Source organism: Hoylesella timonensis 4401737 = DSM 22865 = JCM 15640 (genome assembly GCF_000455445.1).
GTDB classification, from domain to species: domain Bacteria; phylum Bacteroidota; class Bacteroidia; order Bacteroidales; family Bacteroidaceae; genus Prevotella; species Prevotella timonensis.
The window spans coordinates 155,601-178,849 of the sequence record NZ_HG417090.1; the positions used below are offsets into that span (position 1 = coordinate 155,601).

The 23,249-nt window shown below is 42.8% G+C and carries 19 protein-coding genes and 1 other RNA gene; 15 read left to right on the top strand and 5 right to left on the bottom strand.

Features of this window, described 5'->3' with window-relative positions; genetic code table 11:
* The first annotated feature begins 24 nt into the window (after positions 1–24).
* The 6 genes from BN35_RS00710 to BN35_RS00735 all read left to right on the top strand — a co-directional run bounded on the left by BN35_RS00710 (position 25) and on the right by BN35_RS00735 (position 6,324).
* Complete coding sequence (locus BN35_RS00710; RefSeq protein ID WP_081411450.1) at positions 25–1,953, top strand: dipeptidyl-peptidase 3 family protein; 1,929 nt, start codon at positions 25–27, stop codon at positions 1,951–1,953.
* Positions 1,943–2,551 carry a DNA alkylation repair protein gene (locus BN35_RS00715; RefSeq protein WP_028901094.1) on the top strand — a complete coding sequence of 203 codons (609 nt, stop codon included), beginning with the start codon at positions 1,943–1,945 and terminating at the stop codon, positions 2,549–2,551. Before BN35_RS00710 ends, BN35_RS00715 begins: the two co-directional genes overlap by 11 nt.
* A gap of 70 nt (positions 2,552–2,621) precedes the next feature.
* The gene (locus BN35_RS00720; protein WP_008122339.1) at positions 2,622–3,101 is read left to right on the top strand and encodes a Fur family transcriptional regulator; all 480 of its coding nucleotides are present in this window, start codon (positions 2,622–2,624) and stop codon (positions 3,099–3,101) included.
* 4 nt (positions 3,102–3,105) lie between these two features.
* Positions 3,106–4,380, top strand: a complete 1,275-nt coding sequence (locus BN35_RS00725; RefSeq protein WP_025072400.1) for an adenylosuccinate synthase — start codon at positions 3,106–3,108, stop codon at positions 4,378–4,380.
* Between the two features lie 16 nt (positions 4,381–4,396).
* Positions 4,397–5,767, top strand: coding sequence for a histidine--tRNA ligase (gene hisS / locus BN35_RS00730; protein ID WP_025072399.1), 1,371 nt, complete (start codon positions 4,397–4,399; stop codon positions 5,765–5,767).
* A 116-nt stretch (positions 5,768–5,883) separates the two neighbouring features.
* A complete protein-coding gene (locus BN35_RS00735; protein WP_028901095.1) occupies positions 5,884–6,324 on the top strand; it encodes a Fur family transcriptional regulator in 441 nt (146 codons plus the stop codon).
* Positions 6,325–6,538: 214 nt separating this feature from the next.
* Here the strand turns inward: BN35_RS00735 and BN35_RS00740 are convergent, their stop codons facing one another.
* On the bottom strand, positions 6,539–7,204 hold the full coding sequence (locus BN35_RS00740) for an MgtC/SapB family protein (protein ID WP_025072397.1): 666 nt from the start codon (positions 7,202–7,204) through the stop codon (positions 6,539–6,541).
* Positions 7,205–7,351: 147 nt separating this feature from the next.
* Between BN35_RS00740 and BN35_RS00745 the strand changes: the two genes are divergently transcribed.
* Positions 7,352–8,557 (top strand): L-serine ammonia-lyase, encoded by a 1,206-nt coding sequence (locus tag BN35_RS00745; RefSeq protein ID WP_025072396.1) that lies wholly within the window; start codon positions 7,352–7,354, stop codon positions 8,555–8,557.
* Here the strand turns inward: BN35_RS00745 and BN35_RS00750 are convergent.
* Genes BN35_RS00750 through BN35_RS00760 form a run of 3 tightly spaced genes read right to left on the bottom strand, consistent with a single transcriptional unit; the run spans position 8,554 to position 13,262 of the window.
* Entirely contained in the window at positions 8,554–10,104 is a 1,551-nt protein-coding gene (locus BN35_RS00750; RefSeq protein WP_234396710.1) for a DUF5687 family protein, read from the bottom strand. The two genes, BN35_RS00745 and BN35_RS00750, sit on opposite strands and share 4 nt — an antisense overlap.
* Before the next feature lie 45 nt (positions 10,105–10,149).
* Complete coding sequence (locus BN35_RS00755; protein ID WP_025072394.1) at positions 10,150–10,785, bottom strand: LolA-like putative outer membrane lipoprotein chaperone; 636 nt, start codon at positions 10,783–10,785, stop codon at positions 10,150–10,152.
* A 14-nt stretch (positions 10,786–10,799) separates the two neighbouring features.
* Positions 10,800–13,262: an FtsK/SpoIIIE family DNA translocase gene (locus tag BN35_RS00760; protein ID WP_025072393.1), complete on the bottom strand. Its 2,463-nt coding sequence runs from the start codon at positions 13,260–13,262 to the stop codon at positions 10,800–10,802.
* Positions 13,263–13,371: 109 nt separating this feature from the next.
* Between BN35_RS00760 and BN35_RS00765 the strand changes: the two genes are divergently transcribed.
* The 4 genes from BN35_RS00765 (at position 13,372) to dapA (ending at position 17,656) form a co-directional block, all read left to right on the top strand.
* Positions 13,372–14,022, top strand: a complete 651-nt coding sequence (locus BN35_RS00765) for a 3'-5' exonuclease (protein WP_025072392.1) — start codon at positions 13,372–13,374, stop codon at positions 14,020–14,022.
* Positions 14,015–15,199, top strand: a complete 1,185-nt coding sequence (locus BN35_RS00770; protein ID WP_275975243.1) for a class I SAM-dependent rRNA methyltransferase — start codon at positions 14,015–14,017, stop codon at positions 15,197–15,199. The genes BN35_RS00765 and BN35_RS00770 overlap by 8 nt, the downstream gene beginning before the upstream one ends.
* A gap of 53 nt (positions 15,200–15,252) precedes the next feature.
* Entirely contained in the window at positions 15,253–16,602 is a 1,350-nt protein-coding gene (gene tilS / locus BN35_RS00775; RefSeq protein WP_234396709.1) for a tRNA lysidine(34) synthetase TilS, read from the top strand.
* Positions 16,603–16,768: 166 nt separating this feature from the next.
* Positions 16,769–17,656, top strand: a complete 888-nt coding sequence (gene dapA, locus BN35_RS00780; RefSeq protein ID WP_028901097.1) for a 4-hydroxy-tetrahydrodipicolinate synthase — start codon at positions 16,769–16,771, stop codon at positions 17,654–17,656.
* A 219-nt stretch (positions 17,657–17,875) separates the two neighbouring features.
* Here the strand turns inward: dapA and BN35_RS00785 are convergent, their stop codons facing one another.
* Positions 17,876–19,327, bottom strand: coding sequence for a Do family serine endopeptidase (locus BN35_RS00785; protein ID WP_025072389.1), 1,452 nt, complete (start codon positions 19,325–19,327; stop codon positions 17,876–17,878).
* A gap of 292 nt (positions 19,328–19,619) precedes the next feature.
* On the opposite strand from BN35_RS00785, the gene rnpB reads away from it, so the two are divergent.
* The 4 genes from rnpB to BN35_RS00800 all read left to right on the top strand — a co-directional run bounded on the left by rnpB (position 19,620) and on the right by BN35_RS00800 (position 23,218).
* Positions 19,620–20,028: RNase P RNA component class A (gene rnpB, locus BN35_RS12720), an RNA gene on the top strand.
* 185 nt (positions 20,029–20,213) lie between these two features.
* Positions 20,214–21,569 (top strand): YihY/virulence factor BrkB family protein, encoded by a 1,356-nt coding sequence (locus BN35_RS00790; RefSeq protein ID WP_036893474.1) that lies wholly within the window; start codon positions 20,214–20,216, stop codon positions 21,567–21,569.
* Positions 21,570–21,659: 90 nt separating this feature from the next.
* Positions 21,660–22,073, top strand: coding sequence for a YkvA family protein (locus BN35_RS00795; RefSeq protein WP_008122307.1), 414 nt, complete (start codon positions 21,660–21,662; stop codon positions 22,071–22,073).
* A gap of 764 nt (positions 22,074–22,837) precedes the next feature.
* The gene (locus BN35_RS00800) at positions 22,838–23,218 is read left to right on the top strand and encodes a desulfoferrodoxin (protein WP_025072386.1); all 381 of its coding nucleotides are present in this window, start codon (positions 22,838–22,840) and stop codon (positions 23,216–23,218) included.
* Positions 23,219–23,249 lie beyond the last annotated feature (31 nt).

The following is a 23,249-nucleotide window of genomic DNA, read 5'->3' on the forward strand; positions in this document are numbered from 1 at the left end:
GACGAGCGATTTGCTGATTTGCAAATGCTTCGTTATCGATTAAAAGGCTTTGAGACGCTTAGCCTTCAACAAAAAATATATATCTACTATCTATCTAAAGCTGCACAAGCTGGTCGGGATATTACCACCGATCAGTTTGGTAAATACAATCTCAAGATACGAAAAGTCTTAGAGCTGATTTATGCGCAGCACGCCAATGCTATTGATAGCCCTGAGTTCCAAGCTTTAGAAGTTTATCTCAAACGGATATGGTTTTCTAATGGTATCTATCATCATTACGGTTGTGAAAAGCTACAACCCGGCTTTTCGCCTTCTTTCTTTAAGTCGTTGTTATTGACTATTCCGCCGTCGCAATTGCCATTGAAGGCAGGGCAGTCGGTTGAAATGCTGTATGATGAATTGTATCCTGTACTCTTTGACCCCGACTACCTACCAAAGCGAGTCAACAAAACTGATGGAGACGATTTGGTGCTCACATCTGCTTGTAACTTCTATGACAACGTGACGCAGGCTGAAGTGGAGTCCTATTATCAGCGAATGAGGTGTACCCATGACGAAGAACCTATCTCTTATGGATTAAATTCTAAGGTGATTAAAGATGAAAATGGAAGGGTACAAGAAGTTAAATGGACCTCAAGAGGACTCTATGGGAAAGCCATTCAGCGTATTATCATGTGGTTAGAGAAGGCAATTCCCTATGCAGAAAACGACCAGCAAAAGCATGTTTTGGAGCTTCTTATTACTTACTATCATACGGGAGAGTTAAAGCTATTTGACAAATTTTCGATAGAATGGTTGAAAGAACAAGATGGGCAGGTAGATTTTATCAATGGCTTTATTGAAGTATATGGTGACCCTTTAGGTTTGAAAGGGTCGTGGGAAGGCTTCGTTTCATATAAAGATGAGGAAGCCACTCAGCGCACAAAGCTCATCAGTCAGCATGCGCAGTGGTTTGAAAATCATTCGCCAGTAGACCAAAGATTTAAGAAACAAGAAGTAAGAGGTGTGACAGCGCATGTTGTTTGTGCAGCAATGTTGGGCGGTGATGAATATCCAGCATCGGCAATTGGTATCAACTTGCCAAATGCAGAATGGATACGCGCACGATATGGTTCGAAAAGTGTCACGATAGGCAATCTCACCGAGGCTTACAATGAGGTGGCACGAGGCAATGGGTTGCATGAAGAATTTGTCGTGGATGATGAAATTCTGCGTCAAATCAACCTGTATGGAAATCTCTGTGACAATCTACATACCGACCTTCATGAATGTGTTGGTCATGGAAGTGGACAACTATTGCCGGGCATTAGTGGCGATGCGCTAAGGGCTTATGGTGATACGATTGAAGAAGCTCGAGCAGATTTGTTTGCTTTGTACTATATGGCGGATGAAAAATTGGTGGAGCTTGGACTACTTCCTGACACGACAGCCTATCACGCACAATATTACACGTACCTGATGAACGGTCTGATGACGCAGCTTGTGCGTATTCAGTTGGGACATAAAATTGAGGAGGCTCACATGAGAAATCGTGCGCTCATCGCCCATTGGGTGTTGGCACATGCAGGTGATGCCGTAGAGATTGTGGAGCGTTCTGTAGCAGGCACTAACGAAGTAAAGCACTATGTACAAGTCAATGACTATTCCAAATTGAGAAATCTCTTTGGAGAATTGTTGGCTGAAATTCAACGTATCAAGAGTGAGGGTGATTTTGAAGCGGCTCGAAATATGGTTGAAACCTATGCTGTCAACATTGATTCGGTATTACACGAAGAGGTATTGAAGCGATACCGCCAATTAGATATCGCCCCGTATAAAGGTTTTATCAATCCGTGGATGAAGCCAAAATTAGATAATCAAGGAAATATTGTCGATATTGAGCTTGATTATACCGAGTCGTATGCGCATCAAATGATGAGATATTCTAAAGAGTCAGCTGCCGATGAATCATGATGTAAATGAAACAGTGAAAGAAATCAAGCGTTCGTTTCGCTTGTTAATGAATGGTGTTGCCTCGCAGTCTATGCGTGAGAAGGGTGCTTCTTATTTCGTGAACTGGGGTTGTTCGTTAGGCGATTTATCCAACATGGCAAAGCAATATGGCAAAAACTACCATTTAGCGATTGCCTTATGGAAAGAAAACATCCGTGAATGTAAAATTTTAGCAACGTTGATAATGCCGCCAGAGCAATTAGATGCTGACATCGTTGATATTTGGATAGCGGACATCCACACGCAAGATTTAGCCGAAATAGCATCATTCAATCTCTTTCAATATTTGCCTTATGCTTCCGTTCTTGCCTACCAATGGATGGCGACAGATGATAAGATAAAGCAAATTTGTGCTTATCAGACCTTGTCACGCTTGTTTATGAGGGGAGTAGTGCCTAACGAACGAGGCATTAACGAGTTCTTAGATCAAAGTAGTGTCGCTTTGCAACACGAAGATGTGGGCGTTCGACATGCCGCTATGAATTGCATCGTGCGATTTTGTGCATTGGGAGACGAGTATCATCAAATCGCAACGAAGGCACTTCAAATGGAGATTTAAGATTTATACTTGCATGCTGATACTTTTTTCCAAAGAAAAGTTGTAACTTTGTGGTGTTATATAGCTCAATATGAAAAAAGATATCAGAAATGCCGTTAGGCAACATCTGGATGATTATCTTATCACAAACAATCTCCGAAAGACATCTGAGAGATATGCAATTCTTGACGCTGTGCTTAGCTTAAAAGGGCATTTCTCGTTGGATGAGCTGAATGATTATCTCTTAGAAAAAAGCTTCAGGGTGAGCAGAGCAACGCTATATAACAATTTGCGGCTCTTTCAAAAGTTACGATTCGTCGTCTGTCATCGTCTTTCTAATGGTACAAAGTACGAGTCATGTTGTGACAGTAAGGACCATTGTCATCAGATTTGCACCATTTGTGGTAAGGTGACGGAGATTAACAGCGCAGAATTGAGAGACACCGTGGAGGAGATGAAGCTCAAAAGGTTCAAAAAAGACGCTTATACATTATATATATATGGGGTGTGTAGTTCGTGTCAAGCAAAGATTACACGCCGCAAATCCAACAGAAAGAAATTAAAACCATAAAATCATGAATACAGGTAAAGTAGATGTGCTCCTCGGACTACAATGGGGAGATGAAGGCAAAGGGAAGGTCGTTGATGTGCTGACACCCAAATATGACGTCATCGCAAGATTTCAAGGGGGACCCAATGCAGGGCATACCCTCGAATTTGAAAACCAGAAATATGTGTTACGAAGCATCCCCTCAGGTATCTTTCAAGGTGGAAAGCTGAACATCATTGGCAATGGGGTTGTGCTTGCTCCCGACCTCTTTATGAAAGAAGCCCAAGAACTTGAAAAGAGTGGACACGAATTGAAAAGCCGTATTCACATCTCGAAGAAAGCACATTTAATCATGCCTACTCATAGAATTTTGGATCAGGCATACGAGGCAGCACGAGGAAAGGGAAAGGTTGGAACGACAGGAAAGGGAATTGGTCCCACTTATACCGACAAGACTTCACGCAACGGTCTACGTGTAGGAGACATCTTAGACCGCTTTGACGAAAAATATCAGGCGCACAAGGAGCGTCATCTCAAGATGCTGAAAGCACTCAACTATTCTGATTTTGATATTACTGAAACAGAAAAAGAGTGGATGGAGGGCGTTGAATACCTCAAACAATTCAAGTTAGTGGATAGTGAGCATGAAATCAACCGTCTGCTTCGACAGCAAAAGACCATCTTGTGTGAAGGAGCGCAAGGCACGATGCTTGATGTTGATTTTGGTAGTTATCCTTTCGTCACCTCTTCTAATACGATATGTGCAGGCGCATGTATCGGACTCGGTTTGGGTCCTCGCATGATAGGAAATGTCTATGGCATCATGAAAGCGTATTGTACACGTGTAGGTTCTGGTCCTTTCCCCACAGAACTCTTTGACGAAACAGGCAAGCAACTTCGTGACTTAGGTCATGAGTATGGTGCTGTGACAGGGCGTGAGCGTCGTTGCGGATGGGTGGATTTAATCCAACTGCGTTATTCTGTGATGGTCAACGGAGTGACTCATCTCATTTTAATGAAGAGCGATGTCCTTGATGAGATGAAGACAATTAAAGCATGTGTAGGCTACAAGTTGCCCGATGGCACCACTACGAAAGAGCTTCCTTTTGACTTGGAGGGTGTGGAGCCTATTTACCAAGAGTTGGAAGGGTGGCAAACAGATATGACAAAGATGACCTCTGAGGACGAATTCCCTGCTGCTTTCAAGAAATATTTGCAGTTCATAGAGGAGTTCCTTGAAACTCCTATAAAGATTGTGTCTATAGGCCCAGACCGCGCACAAACGGTGATTAGAAAATAATGTGAAGGAAATAGCAATGGCAAACAAACCAAGTATTGTAAAAGGAACACGCGACTTCTCTCCAGCAGAGATGTCTAAAAGAAATTATATCTTTAACACTATCAAAGAGGTCTATGCTCTTTACGGTTACCAACAGATAGAAACGCCGTCGTTAGAAACGCTTCAGACCCTCATGGGGAAATATGGAGAAGAGGGCGATAAACTTTTATTCAAAGTATTGAACTCTGGAGATTTCTTAAATAAGGTAAGCGACGAAGAACTTCAAGAGCGCAATGTTTTGAAATTAGCTTCCAAGATTTGCGAAAAAGGTCTTCGTTACGACTTAACCGTACCTTTTGCTCGTTATGTGGTGATGCATCATGATGAAATACAATTCCCATTCAAGCGTTACCAAATACAACCAGTATGGCGTGCTGACCGACCGCAAAAAGGGCGTTATCGTGAATTTTATCAATGCGATGCCGATGTGGTTGGCTCTGATTCTCTATTGAATGAGGTGGAGCTGATGCAGATTGTCGATGAAGTATTTACACGATTTGGTGTACGCGTGTTGCTAAAAATCAACAATCGGAAGATTTTGACAGGCATTGCAGAAGTGATAGGTGCTGCAGATAAGATAGTAGATATCACTGTTGCAATTGACAAGTTGGATAAAATCGGACTGGAAGGTGTGAACCAAGAATTGGCGAATGCCGGAATTGATGCTGATGCCATTGAGAAGTTGCAGCCTATCATTTCATTGCAAGGAACCAATGAAGAAAAACTAAAGACCATCGGCGAGGTGCTGAAAGACAGCGAAATAGGGCTGAAAGGTGTCGAAGAGGTTTCTTATATCTTAAAGGTATTGAAGTCGGTAGGGCTGCATCATGAAATAGAACTTGATTTAACTTTGGCTCGCGGGCTCAACTACTATACAGGGGCAATCTTTGAAGTAAAAGCCTTGGATGTTGAGATTGGCAGCATCACAGGCGGAGGTCGATACGATAACCTTACGGGTATCTTCGGCAAGCCCGGCTTGAGTGGCGTCGGTATCTCTTTCGGAGCCGACCGCATCTATGATGTCCTTCATGCGCTCAACCTTTATCCCAAAGAAACCATCGGTAGCACTCAGCTGCTGTTTATCAACTTTGGTGACCAAGAAACGGCTTACTGTCTACCATTAGTGAATGAGGCCCGTCGACAAGGAGTGTGCACAGAGCTTTTCCCAGATGCTGTGAAAATGAAGAAGCAGATGAGTTATGCCAATGCTCATGAAATACCCTATGTGGCTTTAGCTGGTGAGAATGAAATGAAAGAAAATAAAATCACACTCAAGGATATGCGTTCTGGAGAGCAGAAATTATTGTCTAAAGATGATTTAATTCCGTTCCTTTTAGAGCAAAAATAATACAATTTTTCGGTAAAAAATAAAAAGTTTATGATCCAACATCAGTTTCTTTGTTGGTTATGAGAGAAATTATCATAAATTTTGTACATTTGCAAGCAATACAAAAAGAATAAAATATGATATTAGATAATCAGGCTTACAACAGACTTATTGATGCGGGAATTCACCCATCGGCTCAACGTATCGCTATTATGGAGTATCTTTTGACAAATTTCACGCACCCAACGGTGGATGAAATATATAAAAACCTCTGTCCAAAAATCCCTACATTGAGTAAAACAACGGTGTATAACACATTGCGTTTGTTTGCAGAACATCATGCTGCACAGATGATTACCATTGACGATCATCGTGTTTGCTATGACGGAAAGATGGAGCCTCATGTACATTTTTTCTGCAATAAATGTGGAAAGATTATAGACTTGCCAAACGAGGTAGCTCCCCAACTGGCGGAAAAACGTAACATCGATGGTCACATCGTGGACGAGATGCAACTCTATTATAAAGGAGTTTGCAACGAATGTGTTAATGCAGAGCTGGAAAAATCACAGAATTGATTTTTATTACTGAAAAGACTTACCCTTTCACATCTTTAATATTTCAAAACGAACCCATTGAGTTAGCTGTTTTAACTCAATGGGTTTGTGCTGTTATCTCCATGAGTTAACGCCCTTATCTACATGGGTTAATGCCCTTATCTCCATGAGTTAGTGGCGTTAAGTCAATGACTTAATTTTATAGGTGATTGTGAGTAACGAATCTGTGGATTTGTTATTCTATATTTTCAACCGTCACTCCGTCAAATTCAGAGATGAAATCAATAAAACCGTTGTCAAACTTACTTCGTTTCATCACAATTTCCATGCTGACATGGTAAGCCTCTTTGGCTTGAAAACTTTCAAGTTTTACACGGTATGAATGTAAAACAGCCTTTTCATTTTTTAATCTTAAAAGAATTTCATCAATATGTGCTTTGTCTGGTGAAATAAAGGAAAAACTGATATGGCGTGTTCCAAAATGCTGTATCGTGTAGTTCAGAACCTCCAAACAGATAAGCACCAAAACCGTGCTGGCAACAGAAACGGTGAACAATCCCGCACCCGTAGCCAAGCCGATGGCGGAAGTAACCCACAAACCCGCAGCAGTGGTGAGTCCTCTGACTACATGTTTTTGGAAAATAATCGTTCCTGCTCCGATAAAACCAATACCGCTAACCACCTGTGAGGCAATGCGTGAAGGGTCTAAAGAGACGTTGGGTGAGGTCTCCAAAATGTGAGAAAAGCCATATTGTGAAACAACCATGAAGAGCGCACTACCAAGGGCTACCAAAAAATGGGTGCGAAAACCTGCTTCTTTGGCACGATATTCCCGTTCTATCCCAATCAGACCGCCTAAGATGCCTGCAATGAAAATCCGAATAATGAAGGTTAATTCCATAAATTACTTTTATCTTTGCGAAGATAAATAAATTTTAGTGAAAATACAAATGAGTATCGGAAAAAATCCATTATCTTTGTATAGCATATTGAGTTGTTCATATTTTATCGAACAATCTCCAGCTTTTTTTATAGGAATAACAGTGTTATGAAATCTCTAAAAGAACTATACAAAATAGGAAAAGGCCCTTCGAGTAGCCATACGATGGGACCACAATTGGCCTCAAAAATCTTTTTGAGTAAGTATCCTCAGGCAAACAGCTATGAAGTTACGCTCTATGGAAGTTTGGCAGCCACAGGAAAAGGTCACTTGACTGATGTGGCTATCGCTGGTGTTTTGGGCGAGCACAAAGATTTGGATATCGTTTGGAAACCGCAAATATTCCTCCCTTTTCATCCCAATGGTATGCTGTTCAAGGCTTTTGATGCGCACAAACAAGAGATAGGAGAGTGGACTGTTTATAGTGTGGGCGGTGGTGCTTTGTCCGAAGGCAAGGGCAAAGACGACATGTTCAACACAAAGAGTGTCTATGAAATGACTACCTTGGCAGAAATTATGGCATGGTGCGAAGAGAATGGGCGCAGCTATTGGGAGTATGTCGATGAATGCGAGGACGATGATATATGGGACTACTTGCTCGAAGTGTGGCAAGTGATGAAAGAAGCTGTGGAGAGAGGCATCAATCATGAAGGTGTTTTGCCCGGTCCTCTGAACTTAAGACGTAAGGCTGCCAGTTATTTTGTGAAAGCCAATGGATACAAAAAATCACTTCAATCACGGGCGTTGGTCTATGCCTATGCGCTGGCTGTGAGTGAAGAGAACGCTTCGGGAGGTACCATTGTGACCGCACCCACGTGTGGATCATGTGGAGTAATGCCTGCTGTGCTTTACCATTTGTCGAAAGGACACGGCTTCAGTGATACTCGAATTGTGCATGCCATGGCAACAGCAGGCTTGTTTGGGAACATTGTCAAGTACAATGCTTCTATCTCAGGAGCTGATGTTGGTTGTCAAGGTGAGGTTGGTGTGGCTTGTGCGATGGTATCAGCAGCAGCTTGTCAACTATTTGGGGGCAGCATTACTCAAATAGAATATGCCGCCGAAATGGGACTCGAACACCATTTGGGAATGACATGCGACCCTGTTTGTGGATTGGTTCAAATCCCTTGTATCGAGCGAAATGCCTTTGCAGCAACCAGAGCTTTGGATGCAAACTTATACGCAACGTTCTCGGATGGCAAGCACCATGTATCCTTTGATAAAGTGGTTCGGGTGATGAAAAAGACGGGTCATGACTTACCTTCCTTGTACAAAGAGACGAGTGAGGGTGGGTTGGCTGCCGAAATTTGTTAGCGGGAGGCTTGAAATCCCTCTAACAATTCGTACTTCTTGTGCATCATTCTGTTGTATATGTTGCGCAACCACCAAGGACTACTGCATACGAAAAGACTGCCAATGACGATGAGCAGGATATAAATCTGAAAATTGTTCAGGAAGATTTGCAACACCGACATGAATGCCGGAGGAACTGTTACGCAGATGATGTTGATGAGCGGCTGTCGGTAGTTGTTGTGAGAGTAATTCTTATTGATAAACTTTTTGTTGAGTGGAATGCACTGTTTGTTGTACACAGCCAATTGAAAAAGCAAAAAGTATTGAAATCCCGCCGTGAAAACCGCATAAGAAATGATTTGAAGAACATCAAACTTCCCTGAAAATACGGTGGGGAGCATGAGTATCAACGGCATGATGAGCATTCCCACATAAAAGAGATATTTGGCTTTGAGTAAGCTGAGAATATTCTCTTTTTGTACCATGAGACAGTCGATGTAATTGCCCTCGTAGTCCATAATGCGTGAAAGCGACATCGCACCAAATACCACAAAGTTGTAAAAACTAAAGAAGTCGGTGTAAAAAGTCCCATCATAAACATCAGTGAAAGCCAACAATAAGGAAAAAAGTATGACAATTGACATGCTTCCAATGAACGTTTTGCGAGGGTTCTTATTACGAAGAATCGATTGAATTTCGAGTTGTAAATAAGTTCCTACATCCCCATAGTTTTCAAACAAAGAGAGTTTCTTAAGTGTAGACGCATTGGTTTTCTCTGTATTTTCCAGTTCGCTTGTGATATGGGTATATTGAATGTGGCGGTTCAGCACGATGAGCGCAATCAATAGTAATATGGAAGCGAGGTAGGGGAGTGGGTTGTTCGCTTCTATAAGCGTTCCTATCGTGGCATAAACAGAAAGCAAATTCTCTATTCCAGCGTTCTCTCCAATATACCAAGGTGACGCTAAAATGGCAAAAATGCCGATAGGTAACAGCCACCAAAACACAGAGTCTGTGGTCAAAATTCGTGCGATATCATAAACTTGTCGGTTCAGATAAATCAAGAGCGTGTAGAAGATAAGAACTCCAAGACTTATCCATATTCCAAAGCTAAACAGCACAGACATCAGCAAATAAGGGATGATGAAGGCGTACCAAATAAAGTTTGAGGCTTTGAAGAACGACATGCCGATGAAGTTGTCAATGCAGGTGTATTTGGAAATGGGAAGAAGTATGTAGGGTTTTATTAATTGGGCAGGGGCTTCTTGGGTGGTTAAACTAAACATAAAATCAGCCGCAAGAATGAAAGGAATGGTGGAACAAATAAATTCCAGCGATGTCATGTAGGTGCTGTCTTGTACCAGAAGAGAGAAAAGAATAGCCAAAAAAGCCATGTAAATCAGCCCAAAGACGATTCCTACCCACATCACAATTTGGGCAATTTTGTTTTGTTGAAAGCTCAAGCTACGCTTTTCTGCAAGTTTGCGATGCCGCCACATCATCTTAAAGAGTGCTATTCGCTGTTGGAAGTCTGTGGCAGATAAACAAAGTTTTGTTCGGTTCATCATGTTGTAGCTTGACTTAAATGGAGAAGGATGCGTTGGCTGGTTGGCTTATCTCAAATCAATCACTTCAGCAGAAGGGAAATCTCGTGATTTGAAAACAAACAAGTTGTTGGGTAAGTTCTTGGTACGGAAGTTACGAACTTGTATGGTAGACCATTGATTGCCTTGCTTGATTTTGATTTGTGCAGGGATGTAATTACCCTTATTGATTAAAATGTACATCTCGGATATACTGCTGCGCTTGTTTTGGGCAACCATTCGTATCTGATAATTGTTCCCCACGGTTTTGCTATACAGTTGGTAACCAGATTTATACATATAGATAAAAGTATAAGGATTCATAGAAACCTGTTGCGTATGTGAAGGAGAGGAGATGTTCACTTCGTTGGTTTGCTTTAGGTAGCTCCACTGGGTTTTGCCGTCGAACCACACCGTTGCCTGTGGCGTACGTGCATAAAACTTAGCGCCTTTAATGGCGATAGAGCCATTGGTTTTACCTAATTTAGGATGCGAATAGGTGAAATTGGCACTCGCACCCGCCTTGTTTCCGATGATAGCAGCTGTCTTATCAAGAATTTTTCGTGCCTGTTGGTTGTTTTGAGCATGAATTGAAATGGAAAAAACCAATGCAATAAGTACTGCTCCTGCTTTCCAAAATATATTCTGTAATTTACGTTGTTTCATATTGTTAATGTTGTTTATCCATGTATGTTACTGATGATAGCATTCAGAGACGCTTCATCTTGAACCAATACATCGCGTGGTTTACTACCTTGTGCTGGTCCTACGATTCCTGCAGCTTCTAACTGATCCATCAATCTTCCTGCACGATTGTACCCTATGGAGAACCGTCTTTGAATCATACTCGTGGAGCCACTCTTAGAAGTGACAATGGCATGGGCAGCTTCTTCAAAGAATGGGTCGAGACTCTGAATGTCATTTCCTCCACCAGTAGTCCCCGTTTTCCCGTCAACGGCAGGCTCTGGCAATTGCAAAGGCTCTACAGGACCGGGCTGATTTTCTATAAATTCGTTGATTCTTTCTATCTCTGGCGTGTCTACAAACGCACACTGAACACGGACAGGTTCGTTGCCATTTAAGAAGAGTAAGTCTCCACGACCCACTAATTGGTTGGCACCCGGTCTGTCTAAAATGGTTCGCGAATCAATCATCGCACTTACTTTGAATGCCATTCTGCCAGGGAAGTTTGCCTTAATATTACCCGTAATGATGTTTGCCGTAGGACGTTGTGTCGCAATAATCATGTGAATACCCACCGCACGAGCTAACTGCGCAATACGCGTGATAGGCATTTCAATCTCTCTACCAGCAGTCATAATCAAATCGCCATACTCATCAATGATGACAACGATATAAGGCATGTATTCGTGTCCTTTGGTTAAGTTGAGCTGATGATTGACAAATTTACGGTTATATTCTTTGATATTACGTGCTCCAGCTAATTTCAGCATGTCGTAGCGATAGTCCATTAAGGTGCAAAGTGAATTTAACGTTCTCACCACCTTCGTTACATCGGTGATGATAGGCTCGTCATCATTCCCCGGAGCCGTTGCCATGAAGTGATCTGTAATGCGGGAGTAAACACTAAATTCTACTTTCTTAGGGTCGATGAGGACAATCTTCAACTCATTAGGATGTTTTTTGTAGAGTAGTGAAGTGATGATAGCATTCAGTCCCACAGATTTACCTTGTCCTGTTGCTCCAGCTACTAAAAGGTGCGGAATCTTTGCCAAATCAACCATGAATACCTCATTGGTAATGGTTTTCCCAATGGCTAAAGGCAGTTCCATCTTTGACTCTTGAAATCTCTTGGAATTCAAGATGCTTTCCATAGACACAATGGTGGGCTTCTTGTTCGGCACTTCAATACCAATTGTACCCTTGCCTGGAATTGGAGCGATAATACGTATGCCCAACGCAGCCAAGCTTAGCGCAATGTCATCTTCAAGGTTTCTAATCTTAGAGATACGTACACCTTCGGCTGGTGTTATTTCGTAAAGCGTGATAGTAGGACCTACGGTTGCCTTAATCTCACGAATGGCGACCCCAAAGCTATTGAGCACTTCGACAATGCGAGCATTGTTGGCTTTGATTTCCTCCATATCCACTTGGGGTTTGTCTTCATCGTTGTACTTCTTCAGCAAGTCTAATTGTGGATATTTGTAATTTAAGAACGGCTCTTTAGGATTGATAGGTGTCTTCAACACCTCTTCTACGGTCAAGGTTTTACCCGTTGCTTTTTCTCCTTCTGTAGCCACCTCAACTGTTAAGTTGCCGTCATTGTCTCCCTCAGTATTTGAAGATTCTGCCGATGTTTTCGGTGCTTTTTTGCCTTCTTGTTTGTTTAGCATGGACACATCGGTGAGGTCTACCACTGTTGACTGTTCCTCCTCTTCAGGCTCTTCAGAAGGAGTGGTCTCCTCTTCTGCGTCTACTTCAGGCTCCACTATCGCTTCAGGTTTCGCCTCGTTATGGTGGGAAAGATTCGTCACTGTAAAGGGAATCTTACTTGTCAAATACTTCACGGGGTTCAAAGCCTTTCTAATGACTTCTATGGTTTCTGCACTCAGGTAGGTTAAGAACATGAGTGCCACTAACAACAAGACCGCTGTTAAGCCGGGAGGACCCACCAAATTCTCCAATTGTTGGACACAAAAGACACCGTGGTTGCCGCCAGGATTGAAGACTTGGTCGCCCATGATGGGGGTTGCAAACTTCGCTAAAGTGACAGAACTCCATATCATTACAACGGTACACCCAAAGAACCATTTCCAAAGGTTGATGTGATATGCTTTCATGAGCTTCAAGCCAACCAAAATGAAAAATGCTGGGATGAGGAATGAAGGGATGCCAAAATTGAGCGTGATGAGCGAATAAGCGATGATAGCCCCGATACTTCCGCAGTAATTTGCAAAGGATTGGTCGGCATTCATCCATTCTCTGGGGCGCAAATCTTCAAGAATACTCTGATCTGCTTGACCCGTAGAAAAATAAGAAACCATTGCAATAATGACGTATATTGCAATGACTAATAAAATAACTCCTAAGAGGAAGTCCGTCTTCTCGTTACTCAATATATTTTGAAAGCCAACAGCTTCTCCTACATTTTTAGGCTTGCGTTCAGGCTTCTTTCTTTTCACGCCCATATTATGTCCTGTGATTTGATTGCAAAAATAGTGTAAAAATGTCAGAATCCTTTATGTTTTCAGAACTTTTTTCTATTTTTGCAAAACATAAAAATAACGAACTATGATGCGAATACTTTATAGTAAATTTAACAAAGAAGCTATCCACGAACTTCCACAAGTTTTATTTACGGGTCGAATCATAGTCATCACCTCAGAGAAAAAGGCAGAAAAAGCGGTTGATTTTCTTCTCAAGCAAAGCATTTTGGGCGTTGATACAGAGACGCGTCCCGTGTTTAGAAAGGGACAATCTTATAAGGTCTCTCTGCTTCAAGTGGCTACGCATGACACCTGTTTTCTGTTCCGATTGAATATTTTAGGCATCACTCCATCCATCAAACGATTGTTGGAAAATACAGAAACCAAGATGATTGGTTTATCTTGGCATGATGATCTCTTGGCTCTCCATAAACGATCTGACTTTAAGAAAGGTAACTTTATTGATTTACAAGACATTATCGGAGATTTAGGAATTAAAGATTTAAGCTTGCAAAAGTTGTATGCAAACATTTTTAAGCAAAAGATTAGTAAGCGTCAACGACTCACAAATTGGAACAATGAAACGCTATCAGAAAAGCAAAAGCAATATGCTGCCACCGATGCTTGGGCGTGTATTCAGCTGTATGAGGAAATCATGCGTCTTAAAGTGAGTGGGGATTACCAGTTAGTGGAGGTGGAGGAAGAACCTAAGAATAATGAAGTAAAGAATGATTAGCAAAACAATTCAACTAAAGAAAGGTAAAGAGGAGTCTCTCAATCGGTTTCATCCTTGGATATTTTCGGGTGCTATCCTAAAAAAAGATGATGACATTGAAGAGGGTGAAGTCGTGAAGGTTTACACGTACGACAAGCGTTTCATCGCCTTGGGGCATTACCAAATAGGCTCCATAGCGGTACGAGTGTTGTCGTTTAGTGACACAGAAATCTCGCTCTCATTTTGGGTCTCTCGTCTTCAGTCCGCATTCGACATGCGGAGAGCCATTGGACTTGCTGACCTTTCTGATAACAATACCTTCCGATTGGTGCATGGAGAGGGCGATAACCTACCGGGATTGATTATCGACTGCTATGGCACGACAGCCGTGATGCAAGCCCATAGCGTGGGAATGCATCGACAGCGGCATGAGATATGCGAAGCCTTAAAGCAGGTAATGGGCAACCGAATAGAAAGTGTGTATTACAAAAGTGAAACTACACTACCTTATAAAGCCGATTTGGGACAAGAAAATGAGTTCTTGTTAGGTGCCAGTAAAGATGATGTTGCCCTTGAAAACGGATTAAAATTCCATGTGGATTGGCTGAAAGGGCAGAAGACTGGCTTTTTCATCGACCAACGAGAGAATCGTTGCTTGCTTGAAAAATATGCGCAAGGTCGCTCGGTTCTTAATATGTTTTGCTACACTGGTGGTTTTTCTGTGTATGCCATGCGAGGCGGAGCTAAATTAGTACACTCCGTAGACAGTAGTGCCAAAGCCATTGAGTTAACCAATGCGAACATTCAAATGAATTTCCCAAATGACGAGCGTCATGCTTCTTTTTGCGACGATGCTTTCAAATTCTTAGACAGTCATGATGCGCAATACGATTTAATGGTATTGGATCCGCCCGCTTTTGCCAAACATCGGGGGGCCTTGCGCAATGCCCTAAAGGGTTACACTCGTCTCAATCTGAAAGGATTTGAACGCATTAAGCCCGGTGGTATCTTGTTCACGTTCAGTTGTTCGCAAGTAGTTACCAAGGACAACTTCCGTAATGCCGTGTTTACAGCGGCTGCACAGGCAGGCAGGAATGTACGGATTTTGCATCAACTCCACCAGCCTGCCGACCATCCTGTGAACATTTATCATCCTGAGGGTGAGTATCTCAAGGGACTGGTGCTATATGTAGAGTAGCGAAGTGATTGGGGTGCGTGCCCTTCTCTTCGTTACAAATTGACCAACCATCTGTGGTGAACGACTTTGAGCGACATATTGAGCAGTACATCTCTTCCTTGTCATTATTAAATAAGGAGGAGCTTTACCTCGTTGCTCTATCGGGTGGGGCAGATAGTGTGTGCTTGCTTCGATGTTTACAGAGCTTGGGTTATCGATTGGAGGCGGTGCATTGCCATTTTCATCTGCGTGCAGAAGAGGCGGACAGGGATTTATCGTTTTGTCAAGACCTATGCGCCCAGTTGCAAATACCTTTCCATTCCACTCACTTCGACACCAAGACTTATGCTCAATCTCACGGGGTGAGCATAGAAATGGCTGCTCGAGACTTGCGCTATTCGTATTTCCGAAAAATGGTAGAGGTTCGCCATGCTGCTGCTGTGTGCGTGGGGCATCACAGCGAGGACAGTGTGGAAACGATATTGCTCAATTTGGTTCGGTCGACAGGGATTCATGGATTGACGGGCATCTCACCAAAGAAAGGAATCATTGTCCGTCCACTTCTCTGCGTTAATCGCTTGAAAATCATAGATTACCTCCAATCCATTCAACAAAACTATGTGACCGATAGCACCAATTTTATTGCCGATGTGCAACGCAATCAAATGCGATTACAGGTCATCCCACAATTGGAGCGAATCAATCCTGCCGCACAAGTCAACATCTTGAAAGCGGCACAACGGTTATCGGACATAGCCGACATCTTCGATAAATATTTGTCGCAGCAGGTACGTTGGCAGCCGTCAGAGGGTTATCGTTGGTTTCCTGTTGCCGAGCTGACGCACGAATATATCTTGTGGTATCTGTTAAAAGACTTTCATTTCAGCTCTGTACAGGTGGAACAGATTTGGCAAAACCTCCATGGCGAAAGTGGAAAGCAATGGCAATCGTCCACACACGAACTCTTGTTAGACCGCAAACGGCTGCTTATTGCTGCCCGTTCGGCATTCCCCTCGACCGTGTTGAGCATGCCACAGATAGGCAATTACCGCTATGATGACAAATGGCAGTTGACGATTTCGCAGGAACAACCCAACTTAAGTGTCGCTGACCTCAAAGACCCCTGTTGTGCCTTTGTCGATAGTCACCATGTAGCATTTCCCCTGTGCCTTCGCCCCGTTCGTTCGGCAGACCGCTTTCAGCCGTTCGGTATGAAAGGTTCACAACTGTTGAGCGACTACATGACCAATCGAAAGATGTCGGTTTTCGACAAACGTATGCAGTTGGTGTTGACCGATGCCCATGACCACATCGTGTGGGTAGTCAATCAACGAACGGCTAATTGGTGCCGTGTAACGGATGAAACCACCGAAGTGCTTATGATTGTGTGTACGGCTGCTCCTTGTCATTCATCATCATTTTGAGTCCTCCGTGTGGCGATAAGCGGCTTCCCTCCATGAAAGCATTTTCACAAAGAACAACCATGGGCATTGCAGAAAAGAAAAGGGAAAGTGCACACTTTTGTGCTTTCATTGCTTGATTATCACATTAAAACATTATATTTGCAATATCATTAAAGACAAACACAGTATGAAATATCATCAATTCAAAGGATTGGGCATTGCCGTTGTCACTCCTTTTACACAGAGTGGAGCGGTGGATTATCATGCATTAGAACGATTGGTGAAATATCAATTGGAGAGTGGAGCCGACTTTCTTTGTATCCTTGCAACGACGGGAGAAACGCCTTGTTTAAGTTGTGACGAAAAGGATGCCATCACATCGTTGGTGAAAGACGTCAATCAAGGTAGAGTTCCGATACTCAAATATTGTGGAGGAAACAACACCGCCGCTGTGATAGCAGAGATGCAATCAACAGATTGGAGTGGAATTGATGGTATCTTGAGCATTTGTCCCTATTATAATAAGCCTTCACAAGAGGGCTTGTACCAGCACTTCAAAGCCATTTCCCAAGCCAGTCCGCTGCCTATCGTGATGTATAATGTGCCAGGACGAACGGGAGTGAATATGAGTGCGGAAACAACGCTTCGATTGGCGTGGGAATGTGAAAACATTGTTGGAATTAAAGAAGCATCTGGTAGCTTGGAGCATGTGGATGAAATGATCAAAGGAAAGCCCGAGAGATTTGATGTTATCAGTGGTGATGATGCCCTTACCTTTTCAATGATAGCCAGTGGTGCGGCTGGTGTAATATCGGTCATCGGTAACGCTTTGCCAAAAGAGTTCTCTCGGATGATACGACTTGAGTTTCAAGGAGAGTACGAACCAGCTCGCAAGATACACCACATGTTTACCGAACTCTACAGCCTCTTGTTTGTAGATGGCAACCCAGCTGGTGTGAAAGCCCTGTTGAGTGATATGGGATTGATAGAGAATGTGCTGCGTTTGCCTTTGGTGCCGACAACCATTAAGACAAAAGAGAAAATGGCTGCCATCTTAAAGGAAATAAGGATATAAGGGTAAGTTTATCGTTTTTATCTTTTATGGTTGGATAAAAACTTTTCCTACTCCGTGGTGTGAATAGTCATGCTCAACCTCTCTATTTGTCGTTTTCACTTACAACGACTGTTGAACTTCAAAATAAAACCGCTGATGTTTACCAACTATTTGTGTAAACATCAGCGGTACTGTTTAATTTAATCTATCGTATAATTCGCTGATCTCGATTTGGTGAAACTACTCGTTCACCATGACAGCGAAGTAATCTCTCTTTCCTGAAGGCCAAATACCTTTGATGTAAAGTACGGGGTCCTTACTGGTGGAGGCTTTCTTTACTGCAAGCTGCAAGTCGCTTAACGATTTCATTGGTGTGTCGTTCACATCTTGGATAATGAATCCCTTTGCGATACCAACCTCTTTCAGTGGTCCGTTGCTCACCTTCATCACCTCTAATCCGTAGCTAATGCGCAGTTGCTCTTTCTGACTCTGTGTAATTTCACGGTAATTTCCGCCTAACACATCCAAGTCAGCAACTTTCACAATGTTGGTGTTTCCTTGTGCATTCTTTAAGGTAACAGTCTTATTTACCTTATTCTTACGATGTAAGAAAGTAATCGACATCTTGTCGCCCGGACGCTTGCTGTTAATCATTTCTTGCAGTTCTGCCATTTTTGTTACTCTCTTTCCATCGATATGCGTAATGACATCGCCCTCTTTCAAGCCTGCGGCAGCACCAGCACCATCTTCTTCTACCTTTGCAACATACACACCAGAGTTAGTTCCTAAGTCCACATCCTTGCCTTTGTCCTTTTCTACGTTGATGTAGTTGAGCACATCTTGTCCTTGAATGCCTAACATGGCACGCTGTACATTGCCATATTTCTTCAAATCTTCTACCACCTTACTCATAATACTGGTAGGGATAGCAAAGCCATAACCAGCATACGAACCTGTTTGCGAGTAAAGCATGGCATTGATGCCTACCAGTTCGCCTTGTGCATTCACGAGCGCACCTCCTGAGTTTCCTTGGTTAATAGCAGCGTCGGTCTGGATGAAGCTCTCTACACCGTTGGCATAGAGCGAACGTGCTTTGGCACTCACAATACCAGCTGTCACCGTGTTGTTCAATCCAAAGGGGTTGCCAATAGCGATGACCCATTCGCCCACCTTTAGGTTGTCCGAGTTCCCGATGGCGAGAGTTGGCAGGTTCTTACCTTCTATTTTGATGAGTGCTAAGTCTGTCATTTTGTCTGTTCCTATGATGCGAGCCGAAAATTCTCGGTTGTCACTCAAGGTCACTGTCAACTCATCTGCTCCTTCAACAACGTGATTGTTGGTAACGATGTACCCATCGCTCGAGATAATAACGCCAGAGCCTGTAGCTCTCTTCGGTGGAGTCTGCATTTGTCGTTTTTGAGAACCACCCTCACCAAAGATGTCTCCAAAGGGGAATCCAAAGAAGTCGGAGAACGGATTGCGTTGTTGCACTTCAACGGTCTTCCCATTCTGCACATATTTAATATGCACAACAGCAGGCAGTGCCTTTTCTGAAGCGTAAGTTAAATCAACGGGTTGTCCTGCAATAGGAGCCTGATCGCCAGCCGCATTTACCTTGATAAACGAGCCAGCCGAAAAAGCTAATGCGATAACACACATGGCTGTGAGCAAATAACTTGAATACTTTTTCATGTAATTTATAATTAAAAAATGTTTTGTAATATTTCGTTAGAAAATGTAAGCACAATGGCTACCATTCTCTTCGTTTTGTTTCTTTGCATGCAAATTTAATGTCTAATGCGATGAATATGCCAAAATGTCTTATATCTTTATCCCAATTTAACATTTGCGTTTCGCTCCTTAACGGCTCTTAAGTACTGCATTGCTCTTTTTTACAGAATTTACTGGTTGCAGCGGTTCTATGGAATTGTATGGATTTGTTTTATGGTTCGCAATTTTTTTGTTATCTTTGCTCCCATAAAAACAAGTGCTCTGGCTCTGCCGCTGGTATCGACTGATACGAGAGGAAAGTCCGGGCAACACAGGACACTCCACTTCTGAAAGTAGAAGCTATTGGTGACAGTAGGTGTCGGTAGAAGAAAATAACCGCTCACTGGTAACAGGGAGTAAGGGTGAGAAGGTGGTGTAAGAGACCACCAGCTAACGGGCGATCGTTAGGCTGTGCCATCTGGAGGTTGCAAATTCGCGTAAACCATTGACGGAGAGTTGTCCGCTCGAACACTCGGTAGACTGGGAGCGTCATGCTACAGTAGACCGCTTGTGGCAATGGAGGGTAGAATGCTGGAGTTGGAGGGTGACCTTCAATGTAGATAAATGGTGGAGCACCAGTGCGAACTTGGTGACAGAACCCGGCTTATAGGAGCACTTGATTTTTTTTGTTCATTTGGATACCACAGCGTGCGGACGTAGTTTGAGCGGTCGGGTGGATGTTGTCCTCCTATCAGTATCGGCGAGAGACGCCCCTGTTGGAAATGCTCATGCGGCAAACACGGTATATAACGTGGCGAAAGGCGGCTTATCAAGCCCCTGCCCACCTCACTAATAAACTCACACTTCAATGAATCAATCCTTACAAAAATTGAAGAACTTTCTAACCATTGATATGTGGCGACTGAAGTCAGACGACGTTTCTAAACCGAAATATCTGCTGGTGAGTATTCTCAAAAAACTGTATTTAGCCATTACCTTCTTCTTTACCAAGGGAACGAGCGATTATGCAGCGGCTCTGACCTATTCCACCTTGTTGGCAATCGTTCCTATCTGCGCTGTTGTGTTTGCCATCGCCAGAGGATTTGGGTTCTCCAAGTACATCGAAGAGTGGTTTAGACAAGCGTTGTCGGGACAAGAACAGGCGGCTGACATCATTATCCGCTTTGTCAATTCTTACTTGATACATACCCATAGCGGTGTGATACTCGGTGTGGGATTGTTATTCATGCTGTGGACTGTACTCAGGCTTACGCGAACGATAGAGCAAACTTTCAACAGCATTTGGCAGGTAAAACAGGAGCGTGGACTCTTTCGTACAGTGACCGATTACTTGGCAATGGTCTTCATGATGCCCATCATGATTGTGCTCATTTCGGGTATTTCTATTTTCATGACCACCTTTGTAGACAGGGCGTCCAGTTATATGCTGCTTGCTCCTATTTTGCAGATAGCAATCAACCTGATGCCGTTTGTGATTATCTCCTGCGTATTTGTCGGCTTATACATCTTTATGCCGAATACTAAAGTGAAGTTTTCTGCGGCTTTGGCACCTGGCATCTTGGCAGGTGTTGCGATGCAGTTCCTGCAATTGTTCTATATCCACGGGCAAATGTTGCTGTCCAGTTATAATGCTATTTACGGTACTTTTGCTGCCTTACCGCTTTTTATGTTGTGGATGCAAATATCATGGACGATATGTTTGTTTGGCGCACAATTGTGCTATACCAATCAAAATTTAGAGGATTTAGCCTTCATGACCAACCCTGCCGAACTGAGTCATCGTTACCGTCTCTTGCTGAGTGGGGTGCTTTTGGGTAAGATTTGTAAACGATTCATTGAAGGAAAGAAACCCTATACAGCCCTCGAATTGAAGTTAGAAACCAACATTCCTATTCGCATTACTAACGATTTGTTGTACGATATGACCGTAGTTCACCTTATCAATTCAAGCTATGATGGCGACAGTGCGGAGGGAGAGTTGATTTATCAACCTGCCGAAGTGTTGGATCATCTGACGGTGGGGACTTTAGTCGACCGCTTAGAGGCGTTGGGGGCTTGGCATCTTGACTTGGATTTGCACGACCATTTGGAAACTCCTCAATGGAAAGGTGTGTTCGATCTTCGAAAGAAATACTTAGATGAATTACGAAATATTCCCGTTAGGGATTTAATTCCAGAGGACGATGAGGTTGCCCTGCAATAAGGCACCATTGAACCTTGCTTGTCCAAGAAATGAAAGCAAAGCAATCGGAATAAGCAATAAGATAGATAACGATAACAACAATAAAAGAAAATGGAAACTAAATTACCAGATTTTATCAAATACACGGACAAATTCTCAAAGACAGGATTTATCGATAAGATAGCAAGCATTGCTAAGCGAGCTGGAGCTAAGTTGGTGTATGCCGCTCTTGTGTTGTATTATACCCTTGAGAGTGATCAGGTGTCTGTCAAAGACAAAGCAATGATTATCGGTGCATTAGGCTATCTGATTAGTCCCCTCGATGTGGTGCCAGATGCCATTCCAATTGCTGGACTCAGTGACGACTTGGCAGTCTTGATTTATGTCTTGAAACGAGTATGGGTTGATGTCTCGGATGATGTCAAGAAGAAAGCCCAATCGAAGATGGCACAATGGTTTGATCAAGATGAAATGATTTCGACCGATCAGCTCTTTTCGGAGCGTCCAGAGGATAATCCGGTCTAACAAGCGACAGGACTTCGAAGGGTAGGGGCATGGATGATGCTTCTTAGGCGGTAGGAGTTTTTGGGCTACTCATCGTCAAGCGCAATCTTACCCATAAACATTTTGCACCTGACGCTTTCATCGTAGGCTGATATTTTTGCAGCGAAAGCACACCCAACAAGCAGTGTAAGCACTATGGGTGAAACGCTGCAGGTGAGCGTCATCAATGCTGAATTTTCTTTACAAAGAGCCTCTCATAACTCGCATTCCAGCAACCAACGTCACAGTGGGTCGCAAATACGCGAGTTTTGAGCGATGTTCGTAACCGTTTGTTATTGAAAGCGTTACGGCTCAAGCACTTCTTTATCTTCCCTTTTTCCACCTTTCTTTCCAGCTATCCCATTGAGATAAGCCTGCTATTTGCATGCTTTAAGCCGGTTATGTCATGTCTTTAACGCCCTTAAATGGTGTTTCCAAGCTCGTTAAGTCAATGTTCCAACCCGAACAGACGTTTTTTTTGTTCAAATCGGCATAATTTTGTTGAGCGTTTGCCTATTAAAATTTTCTATTTCACAGATTTTCATTGACCGTTTTTTGGTAAAACAACAGGACAAAAACGTCTCATGTTCTCACCAAAAAACATAACGATTAGAATGAGATAGCGGTGGAAACATGAATGCTGAGACAATCATTCGTCTAAAATTTAGATTTTTTACAAGTTTAAGATTGCGTTTTTGTTGTAAAATGATTATCTTTGCGTTAACAACATTATAGAATACGATATTATGACAAAAACAAAACAAATTTACAGATGTTCCGTTTGTGGAAACATCGTTGAGGTAGTGAATGCAAGTACAGGAACATTAAGCTGCTGTGGTAAGCCCATGGAGTTGTTGACAGAAAATACAACTGACGCTGCTACTGAAAAGCATGTTCCTGTGATTGAAAAGACTGACTGTGGTTACCGTGTAACTGTAGGTGAAGTGGAACATCCCATGGCAGAGGAACATTACATTCAGTGGATTGATTTGATTACCGAGAATGGTGTGTTAAGAAAGTTCTTGAAACCGGGCGAAAAACCAGTAGCAGAATTTAAGACCTGTGCTAAGAATGTAACAGCTCGTGAGTATTGCAACTTGCACGGACTGTGGAAAGCTACCAAGTAAACAGGTGGTAGAATCATCCTTGAATATTCGT